This is a genomic window from Nonomuraea purpurea, assembly GCF_042650645.1.
In the GTDB taxonomy this organism is placed as follows: domain Bacteria; phylum Actinomycetota; class Actinomycetes; order Streptosporangiales; family Streptosporangiaceae; genus Nonomuraea; species Nonomuraea purpurea.
Map to the genome: position 1 here is coordinate 70,082 of NZ_JBHSBI010000020.1, position 11,758 is coordinate 81,839.

15 protein-coding genes and 1 pseudogene are annotated in these 11,758 nt (G+C 69.9%); 6 read left to right on the forward strand and 10 right to left on the reverse strand.

The features are described 5' to 3' along the window. The first annotated feature begins 74 nt into the window (after window positions 1-74). Window positions 75-773 (forward strand): hypothetical protein, encoded by a 699-nt coding sequence (locus tag ACFOY2_RS33690; protein ID WP_379532150.1) that lies wholly within the window; start codon window positions 75-77, stop codon window positions 771-773. Continuing rightward, on the forward strand, window positions 770-1,315 hold the full coding sequence (locus ACFOY2_RS33695; RefSeq protein ID WP_379532151.1) for a DUF6529 family protein: 546 nt from the start codon (window positions 770-772) through the stop codon (window positions 1,313-1,315). The genes ACFOY2_RS33690 and ACFOY2_RS33695 overlap by 4 nt, the downstream gene beginning before the upstream one ends. Here ACFOY2_RS33695 and ACFOY2_RS33700 read toward each other — a convergent pair. Continuing rightward, the gene (locus ACFOY2_RS33700; RefSeq protein ID WP_379532152.1) at window positions 1,305-2,237 is read right to left on the reverse strand and encodes an HpcH/HpaI aldolase/citrate lyase family protein; all 933 of its coding nucleotides are present in this window, start codon (window positions 2,235-2,237) and stop codon (window positions 1,305-1,307) included. The genes ACFOY2_RS33695 and ACFOY2_RS33700 overlap by 11 nt on opposite strands. A 48-nt stretch (window positions 2,238-2,285) precedes the next feature. Next, complete coding sequence (locus tag ACFOY2_RS33705; protein ID WP_379532153.1) at window positions 2,286-3,422, reverse strand: Mrp/NBP35 family ATP-binding protein; 1,137 nt, start codon at window positions 3,420-3,422, stop codon at window positions 2,286-2,288. A 160-nt stretch (window positions 3,423-3,582) separates the two neighbouring features. Between ACFOY2_RS33705 and ACFOY2_RS33710 the strand changes: the two genes are divergently transcribed. After that, window positions 3,583-4,047: a MarR family winged helix-turn-helix transcriptional regulator gene (locus tag ACFOY2_RS33710; RefSeq protein ID WP_379532154.1), complete on the forward strand. Its 465-nt coding sequence runs from the start codon at window positions 3,583-3,585 to the stop codon at window positions 4,045-4,047. Here the strand turns inward: ACFOY2_RS33710 and ACFOY2_RS33715 are convergent. Together ACFOY2_RS33715 and ACFOY2_RS33720 are read right to left on the reverse strand one after the other, a co-directional pair. Next, window positions 4,031-4,498, reverse strand: coding sequence for a DUF1003 domain-containing protein (locus tag ACFOY2_RS33715; protein ID WP_379532155.1), 468 nt, complete (start codon window positions 4,496-4,498; stop codon window positions 4,031-4,033). The two genes, ACFOY2_RS33710 and ACFOY2_RS33715, sit on opposite strands and share 17 nt — an antisense overlap. Further along, window positions 4,488-5,696 (reverse strand): magnesium transporter MgtE N-terminal domain-containing protein, encoded by a 1,209-nt coding sequence (locus tag ACFOY2_RS33720; RefSeq protein WP_379532156.1) that lies wholly within the window; start codon window positions 5,694-5,696, stop codon window positions 4,488-4,490. The genes ACFOY2_RS33715 and ACFOY2_RS33720 overlap by 11 nt, the downstream gene beginning before the upstream one ends. Before the next feature lie 96 nt (window positions 5,697-5,792). Between ACFOY2_RS33720 and ACFOY2_RS33725 the strand changes: the two genes are divergently transcribed. Continuing rightward, a complete protein-coding gene (locus tag ACFOY2_RS33725) occupies window positions 5,793-6,746 on the forward strand; it encodes an EamA family transporter (protein WP_379532157.1) in 954 nt (317 codons plus the stop codon). On the opposite strand, the gene ACFOY2_RS33730 is transcribed toward ACFOY2_RS33725, so the two are convergent. Both ACFOY2_RS33730 and ACFOY2_RS33735 read right to left on the reverse strand, forming a co-directional pair. Further along, the gene (locus ACFOY2_RS33730) at window positions 6,730-7,098 is read right to left on the reverse strand and encodes a hypothetical protein (protein ID WP_379532158.1); all 369 of its coding nucleotides are present in this window, start codon (window positions 7,096-7,098) and stop codon (window positions 6,730-6,732) included. The two genes, ACFOY2_RS33725 and ACFOY2_RS33730, sit on opposite strands and share 17 nt — an antisense overlap. A 16-nt stretch (window positions 7,099-7,114) precedes the next feature. Next, a complete protein-coding gene (locus tag ACFOY2_RS33735; RefSeq protein WP_379532159.1) occupies window positions 7,115-7,471 on the reverse strand; it encodes a sec-independent translocase in 357 nt (118 codons plus the stop codon). A gap of 197 nt (window positions 7,472-7,668) precedes the next feature. Here ACFOY2_RS33735 and ACFOY2_RS33740 point away from each other — a divergent pair, with 197 nt between their 5' ends. Continuing rightward, the gene (locus ACFOY2_RS33740) at window positions 7,669-7,818 is read left to right on the forward strand and encodes a hypothetical protein (protein WP_379532160.1); all 150 of its coding nucleotides are present in this window, start codon (window positions 7,669-7,671) and stop codon (window positions 7,816-7,818) included. On the opposite strand, the gene ACFOY2_RS33745 is transcribed toward ACFOY2_RS33740, so the two are convergent. From ACFOY2_RS33745 to sigE, 4 genes and pseudogenes are all read right to left on the reverse strand, one after another. Next, window positions 7,815-9,590 (reverse strand): S1C family serine protease, encoded by a 1,776-nt coding sequence (locus tag ACFOY2_RS33745; RefSeq protein WP_379532161.1) that lies wholly within the window; start codon window positions 9,588-9,590, stop codon window positions 7,815-7,817. The two genes, ACFOY2_RS33740 and ACFOY2_RS33745, sit on opposite strands and share 4 nt — an antisense overlap. 160 nt (window positions 9,591-9,750) lie before the next feature. Then, window positions 9,751-10,155 (reverse strand): anti-sigma factor, encoded by a 405-nt coding sequence (locus ACFOY2_RS33750; RefSeq protein WP_379532246.1) that lies wholly within the window; start codon window positions 10,153-10,155, stop codon window positions 9,751-9,753. Window positions 10,156-10,182: 27 nt separating this feature from the next. Further along, window positions 10,183-10,293 (reverse strand): annotated as a pseudogene (locus ACFOY2_RS33755) (zf-HC2 domain-containing protein); the annotation flags it as partial. Beyond that, window positions 10,277-10,909 carry an RNA polymerase sigma factor SigE gene (gene sigE / locus ACFOY2_RS33760; RefSeq protein WP_379532162.1) on the reverse strand — a complete coding sequence of 211 codons (633 nt, stop codon included), beginning with the start codon at window positions 10,907-10,909 and terminating at the stop codon, window positions 10,277-10,279. The pseudogene ACFOY2_RS33755 and the gene sigE, both read right to left, overlap by 17 nt. A gap of 205 nt (window positions 10,910-11,114) precedes the next feature. Between sigE and ACFOY2_RS33765 the strand changes: the two genes are divergently transcribed. Then, on the forward strand, window positions 11,115-11,753 hold the full coding sequence (locus ACFOY2_RS33765; protein WP_379532163.1) for an O-methyltransferase: 639 nt from the start codon (window positions 11,115-11,117) through the stop codon (window positions 11,751-11,753). Window positions 11,754-11,758 lie beyond the last annotated feature (5 nt).

Here is an 11,758-nt window from a genome sequence, read left to right on the forward strand (position 1 = left end):
CAATAGTTCACAGACGGTGGCCCTCTTTAGGCGGATGCTCTTATTCGTAGGCATTTCGACCCTGGGAGCTGTCCATGGCAAGGCTGGGACCTGTCATCACCCTCACGGCGGGCGCGGTGCTCGCCGCGGGGCTGGGTGTGGCCAGCATCAACGCGGCACCGGCGGCGAACACCCCGCCCGCCGGCAACGCGGCGCAGGAGAGCGCCGCGGCGCCGTCCCCATCGCGAGAGGAGCCGGAGAAGACAGAGCCGCAGAGGGTGGAGCCGAAGCCGACGGAGAAGGCCGACTACGGTGGCCGGGTCAAGGGCAACGGCGCGCTCATCGCGGTGTCCATCAGGAACGGCAAGGCCGTCGGCTACTTCTGCGACGGCAGGGCCGAAGCCTGGTTCAAGGGCAGCGAGTCGGCGGGCGAGCTGAACCTGCGGGGCGTCGCGGGCGGCGGCTCCAAGGTCACGGCCCGGCTCGGCGGCGGCCAGGCCAAGGGCTCGGTCTCGGTCGGCGGCAAGAAGTGGAACTTCGTCGCCTCCACGGTGGCCAAGCCGTCGGGCCTGTACCGGGCCACCGCGCTCGTCCGAGGCGCCAAGCTGCGCGCGGGCTGGATCGTGATCAAGAACCCAGACGGCGGCTACGACCAGGTCGGCGCCGCCTTCGCCGGAGAGGAGCAGTTCGACGTCCCGCGACTGGACAACGAGCGGCCCACCTCCCCCGTGACGGTTGACGACACCACCGTCTACCCGAAGGACGTCGACGGCTTCATCGAGGAGATGCAATGACCGCCGTGAACCGGCACGCCTCCCGCGGCCTGCCCCCCTTGCTCGTGCCGCTGCTGGCCGGAGGGCTGGTGGTGCTCGCGCTCGGCGTCTATGGGCGGGTGCACACGCCCACCGGCTTCGCCGTGGGCGTGGCCGGTTTCTCCGCCGCGCTGCCGATGAAGGCGTGGCTGACGACGGGCGCGTTCGTGCTGGCGATCGTCCAGGTCGTCTCGGCCCTGTCGATGTGGGGCAGGCTCGGGATCACCATCCCGCCCGGCGTGCACCGCTGGTCGGGGCGGCTGGCGTTCCTGCTGACGATCCCGGTCGCCTTCCACTGCCTTTACGCCCTGGGCCTGCAGTACGACGTGCCCCGCGTGCTCGCCCACTCGCTGCTCGGCTGCTTCTTCTACGGCGTGTTCACCGCGAAGATGCTGGCCCTGCCCAGGCGGGACGCCCCGGGCTGGACGCTGCCCTTGCTCGGCGGGCTGGCGTTCACCGGGCTCGTCGGGCTCTGGCTGACGTCGTCGTTCTGGTTCTTCACCGTCATCGGCATCAAGGTGTGAACCGCTTCGTCCGCGTGAGCCCGGCCGCCCGCCCCTTGGCCGCGACGACGAGCGCCATCTTCCTGGAGGCCTCGTCGATCATCTCGTCGCCCAGCATGACCGCGCCGCGCTTCTCGACGGTGGTGTAGTAGTCGTACGCCTCCAGGATGAGCTCGGCGTGGTCGTAGTCGTCCTGCGCCGGTGAGAACACCTCGTTGGCCGCGTCGACCTGAGAGGGGTGCAGCACCCACTTGCCGTCGAACCCGAGCGCCGCCGCCCGCCTGGCGACCCGCGTGAAGCCTTCGACGTCCTTGATCTGCAGGTAGGGCCCGTCGATCACCTGCAGGTCGTGCATCCTGGCCGCCATGAGCAGCCGCATCAGGATGTAGTGGTAGGCGTCGCCCTCCAGGTAGCCGGGCGGCTGCTCGCCGACGACGAGCGTGCGCATGTTGATCGAGGCCATGAAGTCGGCCGGGCCGAACACCAGCGTCTCCAGCCTCGGCGACGACCCGGCGATGGCGTCGGCGTTCACCAGGCCGCGGGCGTTCTCGATCTGCGCCTCGATGCCGATGCGCCCCACCTCGTACCCCATGGTCTTCTCGATCTGCGTGAGCAGCGTGTCGAGCCAGATGACCTCGGTGGGGTCCTGCACCTTGGGCAGCATGAGGCAGTCGAGGAACTCCCCCGCCCCCTCGACGATCTCGATCACGTCACGGTAGGTCCACTGCGTCGTGAGGTCGTTGACCCTGACCACCCGCGTCTTGCCGGTCCACTCGCCCTCGCGCAGCGCGGCCACGACGTTCTTGCGCGCCTCCTCCTTGGCCAGGGGCGCGACGGAGTCCTCCAGGTCGAGGAAGACCTCGTCGACGGGCAGGGTCTGGGCCTTGGCCAGGAACCGCGGGTTGCTGCCGGGGACGGCCAGCACCGAACGACGTGAGCGCATGCGCACACGCTAGCGGACCCCGCCCGGCCGGCCGGGCGGGGTGGCAGGTCAGCTGCGGGGGGCCAGGCCGAGTTGCAGGCCCTTGAGGCTGGAGGAGCGCTTGCTGAGAGCGGCCGCGATCTTGCGGAGCTCGGCCGCGCCGGGAGAGTCGGGCTCGGTGATCACCAGCGGCTTGCCTTCGTCGCCGCCCTCACGCAGCCGCAGGTCGATGGGGACCTGGCCGAGGAGCGGCACGCGCGCCCCCAGCGTTCGGGTCAGCGCGTCGGCCACGATCTGGCCGCCGCCCTCGCCGAACACGGCGACGCGCTCGTCGCAGTGGGGGCACGGCAGCCAGGACATGTTCTCGATGACCCCGGCGATCTGCTGGTGGGTCTGGGCGGCGATCGAGCCGGCCCGCTCGGCCACCTCGGCGGCGGCCATCTGCGGCGTGGTGACCACGAGGATCTCCGCCGACGGCAGCCGCTGCGCCACCGAGATCGCGATGTCGCCGGTGCCCGGGGGCAGGTCGAGCAGGAGGACGTCGAGGTCGCCCCAGTAGACGTCGGCCAGGAACTGGTGGAGCGCCCGGTCGAGCATCGGCCCGCGCCACACCACCGGCGTGTTGCCCTCGGGCTTGAACATGCCGACCGAGATGACCTTGATGTCGTGGGCCACCGGCGGCATGATCATGTCCTCGACCTTGGTGGGCCGCTCGGCGGCGCCCAGCATGCGAGGAACGCTGTGGCCGTAGATGTCGGCGTCGACGATGCCGACCTTCATACCGCTCGCGGCCATGGCGGCGGCCAGGTTGACCGTCACCGACGACTTGCCGACCCCGCCCTTGCCGCTGGCCACCGCGAACACGCGCGTCAGCGACCCCGGCTGGTTGAAGGGGATCTCCTTCTCGGGCCCTCGGTTGCCGCGCAGCTTGGTCTGCAGGGTCTTGCGCTGCTCGGTGCTCATGACGTCGAGCTCGATCTGGACGCCGCTCACGCCGTCGATCTTGCCCACGGCGTTCCTGACGTCGCGGGTGATGGTGTCCTTCATCGGACATCCGGACACGGTGAGGTAGACGCCCACGCGCACCGCCCCGTCGGGAGCGATCTCGATGCTCTTGACCATGTCGAGGTCCGTGATCGGGCGACGGATCTCGGGGTCGATGACGGTGGCCAGGGCGGCCGTCACCTGTTCCTGGGTTGGTGCCATCGAAGTCTCGGCACGAGCGAGTGCCGGCCCTCCTTTGTCGGTATATGTGCGGCAGGCGCTGGACGCCAGCGAGGATGCCCCTTCATGGTATGAACCAGAGGGCTCGCTGGATTAATCCACTTTGTTAGATGTCCGTGCAACAACGTCTTAAGGTTACTCCGTGACTCTTCTGCGCGACGAGGGCCTGACCGTCGAGGAGCTGACGGTCTGGCGGATGCTGCAGCGCGCCCAGGTCCGCATCACCCGCCATCTGGAGGCGGAACTGCTCGTCGCCCACGACCTGCCGCTGGCCTCCTACGAGGTGCTCATGCAGCTCGCCGAGGCGCCCGAGCGGCGGCTGCGCATGAATGATCTGGCCGACCGCGTCCTGCTCTCCCGCAGCGGCCTGACCAGGCTCATCGACCGGTTGCAGCGCGACGGACTGGTCACCCGGCAGGCCTGCCCCGACGACGCGCGCGGCCTGTTCGCCGTGCTGACGGAGGCCGGCGCGGCCCGCCTGACCGAGGCGACCCCCGTCTACCTGCGCGGCATCAGGACGCAGTTCCTCGACATGCTGGACGCCGGGGAGATCGGGCAGGTGCGGGCGATGCTCGCCCGGCTGGTCGGCCTCACCGCCGCTCCCTGATCTCCTCCAGCAGGTGGGCGAGCTCTGATCGCAGGTAGTCGCGGGTGGCCACGTCGTTCAGCGCCAGGCGCAGACCGGCGATCTCGCGGGTCAGGTACTCGATCTCGGCCTGGTTCTGGTCGGCGCTCTCGCGGTCCTGCTCGTACTGGATGCGGTCGCGGTCGCCCTGCCGGTTCTGGGCCAGCAGGATGAGCGGCGCGGCGTAGCTGGCCTGCAGCGACAACATCAGCGTCAGGAAGATGAACGGGTAGGGGTCGAACTTGAGCGACGCCGGCACCGCCACATTCCAGATCACCCAGACCGACACGAACACGGTCATGTAAACGATGAACCGCCCCGTCCCGAGGAAGCGGGCGATCTGCTCGGAAAGACGGCCGAACGCCTCGGGATCGTAGTGGGGGCGCAGGGAGCGGCGCAGGGCCCGGGGCTCGTCCAGCCGTTCACTGGTCATGGTCGGCCCTCTCACGCCAGTCTTCGGGCAGCAGGTGATCGAGTACGTCGTCGACCGTGACCGCGCCGACGAGCCGGCCGAGCTCGTCCACGACCGGGGCGGCGACGAGGTTGTAGTTGGCCAGGTAGTAGGTGACCTCGCGCAGCGTGAAGTCCGGCCTGATCGGGTCGATCGAAGGGTCGAGCACGGCGCCGAGCATCGTGGACGGCGGCTCGCGCAGCAGCCGCTGGAAGTGCGAGACCCCGAGGTAGGTGCCCGTCGGCGTCTCCGTGGGCGGCCTGCTCACGTAGACCTGGGCCGCGATGGCGGGCGGCAGGTCCTGCTGCCTGATGTGCGCCAGCGCCTCGGCCACCGTGGCGCTGGGCGGCAGGATCACCGGCTCGCTGGTCATCACGCCGCCCGCGCTGGTCTCGGGGTAGGTCAGCAGGCGCCGCACCGGGGCCGCCTCGCCGGGCTCCATCAGGGCCAGCAGTTCGGCCGCCTGCTCCTCCGGCAGGTCGTGCAGCAGGTCGGCGGCGTCGTCGGGGCCCATCTCCTCCAGCACGTCGGCCGCCCGCTCGGGCTTCAAGGTGCCGAGGATGCCGATCTGGTCGTCGGGCGGCAGTTCCTCCAGGATGTCGGCCAGGCGGTCGTCGTTCAGCGCGTGGGCGATCTCCAGGCGGCGTTTGCTCGGCAGCTCGTGCAGGGCGCTGGCCATGTCGGCGGCCCGCATCGACTCGAACGCGGCGATCAGCCCGGCCGCCCCCTGGTCCTTCTGCAGCTTGTCGAACCCCGACACCTCGTTCCAGTCCACGATCCTGGGCTCGCGCCGCCGGCCCTTGTAGATTGCGACCTTGGTGATCTCCCAGGCGGACGGCTTGATCTCCTCCATTGCCACGTCGTAGACGGTCATGGGCTCGTCGTCGACATACACCTGAAGGTCGAGCATCTCGCCGACCACGAGCGTCTCGGTGGGCCGCTGTTCGAACCTGCGCATGTTGAGACGTCCCGTGAAGACCACGGAACCCGCCTCGATGCGGCGCACGCGGGTGATCGGCAGGAACACCCGGCGGCGCGGCTGCACCTCCACCACCAGGCCGTGCACGTTGGGTCTGCGGGCGATGCGCAGGCCGACCACGACATCCCTGACCCGGCCGATCTGGTCGCCCGCAGGGTCGAAGACCGGGGTCCCCGGCAGCCGGGCCACGAAGATCTGCACGTGGCCAGGCTAACAGTGGTACCCCGTTGCGCCAGGGACGCCGTACATGTCAGTATCAAACCCGCTTAACGGTAATTACTCGCCAGGTGGTGTTCGATGAGATATGCCGGGCTCGCGCTCGCGTTCGTGTCGTCGTGGTGTTTCGCGTTCTCGGGGCCGATGGCCAAATACCTCATCGCGGCGGGGCTGGCGCCGATCGAGGCCGTCTGGACGCGCATGGCGGGCGCGGGGCTGCTGCTCCTGGCCGTGCTCGCCGTCGTACGGCCGCAGGCGCTGCGCATCCCCCGGTCCAGGCTGCCGTTCTTCGGGCTGTACGCGATCATGGCGGTGGCGGGGGTGCAGGCGCTCTACTTCGTCGCGATCACCCGGCTGCCGGTGGGGATCGCGCTGCTGCTGGAGTTCATGGCGCCGGTGATGGTGGTGGCCTGGGTGCGGATCGTCCGCAAGGTACGGCTGGCGCGGGCCGCCTACGTGGGCGCGGTCGTCGCCGTCGTGGGCCTCGCGATCGTCGTCGAGGCGTGGCAGGGGCTGCGACTGGACGCGCTGGGGCTGCTGCTTGGGCTGGCGGCCGGGGCGTGCTGCGCCGGATATTTCCTGATGAACGATAGTTTCGGCGACGACGTGGACCCGCTCGGGCTCATCGCCTGGGGCCTGGCCGGAGCGGCCGTGGTGCTGATCCCGTTCGCCCGCCCGTGGAACATCCCCTGGGACGCCTTCACCGTCTCGGCGACGCCCTCGGCCGGCGGCCAGACACTGCCCGTGGTGGCGGCCTACCTGTGGATGGTGCTGATCGCCACCGTGGCCGCCTACATCATGGGCGTGAACGCCGTCCGGCGCCTGTCGGCCGCGGTGGGCGCCACCGTGGCGTCGCTGGAGGTCATCGGCGGCGCGATCGTGGCCTGGGCGCTGGTCGGCGAGACGCTCGGCCTCTTCCAGATCGTGGGCGGCCTGATCGTGCTCTCCGGCGCGCTGCTCGCCCAGACCGCCACCGCCACCCCCCAGCAGGTGGCGGCCCCCGACCTCGGAGAGACCGTCAGCGCTCAGGCGTGAGGCGCACGACGACGGACTCGCGGGCCCAGCGCTCGGTGAGGTGCTCGCTGTCGGGGGCGTTCAGCCGCTCCTTGGCCAGCACCGCCACGGCCTCGGCCGCCGCCGCCTGATCGACGACCGCGACCTCGGCCTCGAACTCCGTCAGCCTGGCGCCGTTGTCCTTGCTGCGCAGGGTGACGTGGACCCGGTCGAGGGCGTCGAGGCCGGGCAACTGCTGCTCCCCGCCCCCTGACACCAGGTAGATCGCGCCGTCGTGCCAGGCATGCCAGGCCAGGCGCGGACGGTCGAGGGTGACCCAGAGGACGCCCGACTTCTTCGCGCCCTCCTCGATGGCCGCTGTGTTGTCGCTCACAACCCCGACTGTAGTGTCAGGTCGCCTCGGAGTCGTAGGGCGGCAGCTGGCCGTAACCGAGCTCGTCCACCGGCTCGGGCGTGGAGGGGGCCGTCGTGGCCGGCTCCAGCGGCTTCTTGTTCCAGTCGTCCTCGAGGTCGTCGAGGAGGTGCTTGCGCACGAAATTGCGCGGATTCAGGTCGGCCGGATCGAAGTTCGAGAACTCCGGCCCCAGCCCCGCACGCAGGTCGTCGCGCGCGTTGTTGGCCATCCGGCGCAGGTTGCGCAGCGTCCGCCCGGCCTGTGAGGCGGCCTGAGGCAGTTTGTCGGGACCGAAGACGAGGAGCGCGATGACGATCAGCGCCCCGACCTCCATCCACCCGAGTCCGAACACCGTGAGCTCCTACCGCAGTCCAGCCCTTCCGAGAACACCCCCGGCCTATCCACAGACTAAAGGCTCCGGGGGTAAGCTCGGTCGTCCCCCCTAGGACATATCACCAACAACCCAGCAAACGCCATATCTCACACATGAACGCGAGCCCCCGGCCAACGCCGCCAGAATCCAGGCCCGGGGGTAAACGGGGAGCGCCGGTGGCTGACAAGTCAGCCAAGACGCCGGTGCCCGTGCGCCGTTACGGCGGGCCGGCGGTGAGGCTGGTGACCGTCCCCCTGGAGGGCCGGCGACGCACGGCGGCGGGTGGAGCCCACCGTGCGAAGCCGTACAAGAAACTTGATCTTTAAGATGGAGAAGGCGCCGGCGTATCGTCGGCGACCACGGTCACTGTGGCGCTGCGTTCCTGGTTGGAGCGTTGATACTTGATGGTGATCTTGGACCCGGGCGCCTTGCTGCGGATCAGCGCGATCAGCTCGTTGCCGTCCTGCAGCGCCAGCCCGTCGATCTCCAGGATCACGTCCCCCGCCTTCAGCCCCGCCTTCCCCGCGGGCCCGTTGGCGTCCACCGGCTGCTGCCCCTGCGACGGCTCCGAGGCGATGCGGACCCCCTGCCCCCTGTACTCCTTGTCCAGCACGATCCCGATCTTGGACCGCCTGGCCTTGCCGGTGCTGATCAGGTCCTCGGCCACACGCCGGGTCTGGTTGACCGGGATCGCGAAGCCCAGCCCGATGCTGCCGCTCTGGCTGTTCATCGAACGGCTGAGTGTGGCGATGGCCGAGTTCACCCCGATGACCTCGCCCCGGCCGTTCACCAGTGGTCCGCCCGAGTTGCCCGGGTTGATGGCGGCGTCGGTCTGGATGGCGCTGATGTAGGCGGGCTCCTCGCTGCTGGTGCCGGTGTCGTCGCCGGCGATGACCGGCCGGTTGAGCGAGCTGACGATGCCGGTCGTGACCGTGCCCGTCAGGCCCAGCGGCGAGCCGATGGCGATGACAGGGTCGCCGACCACGACCTGGTCGGAGTTGCCGAGGGTGATCTCCGGGGTTCCGAACGTCTCCTCCGGCTTGATCACGGCCAGGTCGGAGCCGGGGTCGCGGCCCACGATGCGGGCCGAGGTGGTCTTGCGGTTGTTGAACATGACCCGGATCTCGCCCGAACTGGCGGCCGCGGCGACCACGTGGTTGTTGGTCACCACGTAGCCGTTCTTGATCAGGAAGCCGGACCCTGTGGCGCCCTCACTGGCGCTGCCGGCCTCGATGGAGACCACGCTGGGCAGCACCCGCGCGGCCACACCCGGCACCGAGTCGGGCGCGCGGCTGGCGGCGCCGGTCGGCACCGGCCCGAGCGAGTAGGAGGGGTCGGTGGCGTTGCCGGAGGACCTGGTGAGCAGGTACGTGCCGACGCTCCCCAGCGTGGACGCCACGACGGCGATGATCAGGGCGACCGCGACCATGGCGCCGGTGCCCGGGCCGCGTCGCTGCGTCTGCCCCTGCATGCCGGGAGGAGGCGGCGGAGCCCAGCCCGAGCCCATGCCGAACGCCTGTCGCGGCGGCGGCGGCGGTGGGGGGCCTCCGAACGACGGCGGCCCCCCGAAGGTCGGCGCTCCGAAAGAGCGCGTCCCCCCGTCAGGGGAACCGAAGGACGGGCTCTCGAAAGAGCCGGTGGAAGATCCCGGGCCGCCGCCGAACGGCGGGCCCTCATAGGGGCGAGCTCCGCTGTCAGGGGAACCGAACGAGAGGGTCTCGTACGTACGGGTCCCGGAATCGGGAGCCCCGGGACCGGAATCGGGCCCGTTGAAAGACGGCGCGAAAGACGGCCCGGACGGTGGCGGCGCGGACGGCCCGGGCACGGACGGCGCGAAAGCGGGCGCGGACGGGGGGCGCTGCGGCCCTGTCTGGCCCTCGGGGCCCGGTGGGCCGTAGGAAGCGGACACCTCGTACGGGGGCGCGCCCGATCCCGTGGGACGGCCCGACGGATCGCCCCACGGCGTGCCGAACGAGGCGGGCGGTTCGGGCCGCCGCCCCTCGGGCGAATCGTCTACGGGCAGGAAGTCCGGCCGCCCCTGTGGCTCGGGGGAGTCCGACGGCGTGCGTCCTTCGTTGGGGCGCGTCTCGTCGGTCATCTAAGTCTCACCACTCCTTGGCTCGGCCACCGCAATCCTGACTCTTGCGGCATACGAGGGTTATAAGGGTTTGGTCACGAATGACAATTCCCGAACCCAGATCGTATGCCCCGCACGCCCTCGACTACGCCAACCCAAGCATCCCTGGCATATGCGGACGTCAAGGTGTGGCAGTCGCAGGGGAGATCGTCGGCGATGGGTGGGCCCGCTCGAACAGCTCGACCGGCGGCGCCGGGTTGTTCTGCCCGATGCCGGTGGCCGCGAAGAAGGTGCCGAGCGCGACGGCCGCGGAGACCACCCCGACCGCGACGTAGGCCGAGCGCCGCCGGCTACCTCGGCCAGGGCCCGAGGCCCCACCAGCGGCGTCCCTGCGCGGGCGGTTGTCCAAGGGAGCGATGCTGTGTGGCCCAGGTATGGGCACTCCCCCGAACGTGCGCGACGGGAAAGGGCGCTCCCTCGGGGGCAGCGGCCCGCCCGGCTCCGCCATCCGGAGCAGGGACATCGTCAGGTCGGCCGGCATGGCCGGGGTCTCCAGCGAGCGCAGGCGCGACTTCAGCGCGCGCACCGACTCGACTTCTCTCCGGCAGTCAGCACAGAAAGTCAGATGGGCGAGCGCACGATCGCGTTCGGTGTGGTTGAGCTCCCCGTCCACAAGCGCGGAGACGCGTTCTCCAAGATGAGCCACTTTAGACTTCCTCCCCACGGGTCACGGTCGGGGGGAGTTGAGAATTACGGGGGGCTCGATGATCGAGCGCCTCCCGCAACTGCGCCCGGCCACGGTGAATCCGGCTTCGGACCGTACCCAGCTTGACGCCGAGCGTGGCCGCGATCTCCTCGTATGACAGGCCCTCGATGTCGCACAGCACGATCGCGGCCCGGAACTCGGGGGCGAGTGCGTCGAGGGCAGCCTGGATGTCGGGCTCCAGATGGGCGTCGTCGAGCGCCTGCGCCGGCGACGGCTCGCGACCGCGCAACCGCTCGGCGGCGTCGTCGGCCAGCCCCTCGAACCTGATGCGCTGCTTGCGCCGCGCCATGTCGAGGAACAGGTTGGTCGTGATCCGGTGCAGCCATCCCTCGAACGTGCCGGGGGTGTAGCTCGACAACGACCTGAAAACCCGGACGAAGACCTCCTGGGTGAGGTCTTCGGCATCGTGGACATTGCCGGTCAGCCGGTACGCGAGCCGATACACGCGGGCGGAGTGAGTCCGCACCACTTCCTCCCACGAGGGAGGCGTCCAGTCAGACGACACGGGAGTATCTGCCTGGTGGTCGCTTTCGTCCACCAGAACTCCTCTCTTTGGGACCACCGCTACCGCCATAGTGCCTGGTTTCGTCCCTTCGTGCGCACTGCCTGCCTTCCGGACCGGCAAAGCCCGTTTAAACCTGCAACGCCTTCGGGGGCTCCTGAGTTCCCGTCCCGGCGCGTCTCCCCTAGGCTGCGATCGGTGCCAATCGCGCGTATACCTTTTGTGACCATTGGCATCATTGCTGAGTAACCAGGACGAAAGTGGGGGGAGGAGGCCGATGACCAGTCCGGTGGAGGCCACTCTGGCCTATGCGGAGCAGTTCCATCACGAGGATGAGATCCTGCACGTGGCGCGGCAGCGCGGGCTGGAGATGGGTGCGACGCCCATGCTCCCCGGCGGCGGCGCGGCATTGTGCTTCCTCGCCACCGCCGTCAACGCCAAGTCCGTGGTCGAGATCGGCACCGGCTGCGGCGTCTCGGGTCTGTGGCTGCTGCGCGGCATGCGCGCCGACGGCACCCTGACCAGCGTCGACGTCGAGCCGGAGCACCAGCGGCTGGCCAGACAGGCGTTCGCGGAGGCCGGGTTCTCCGGCGGGCGGGTGCGGCTGATCTCGGGGCGCGCGCTCGACGTGCTGCCACGGCTGTCCGACGGCGGCTACGACATGGTCTTCGCCGACGGCGCCAAGCAGGAGTACGCCGACTACCTGGCCGAGGCCGTGCGCCTGCTGCGGGTGGGCGGCATCGTGGCCTTCGGCAACATGCTCTGGCACGACCGCGTGGCCGACCCGGCGCAGCGCGACCCCGACACGGTCGCGCTGCGCGAGGTGGGCAAGCTGGTGCAGTCGGACGACCGGCTGCGCTCGGTGCTCATCCCCTTGGGCGACGGCCTCCTGGCCGCCATCAAGGTCGCCGTCTGACGGGC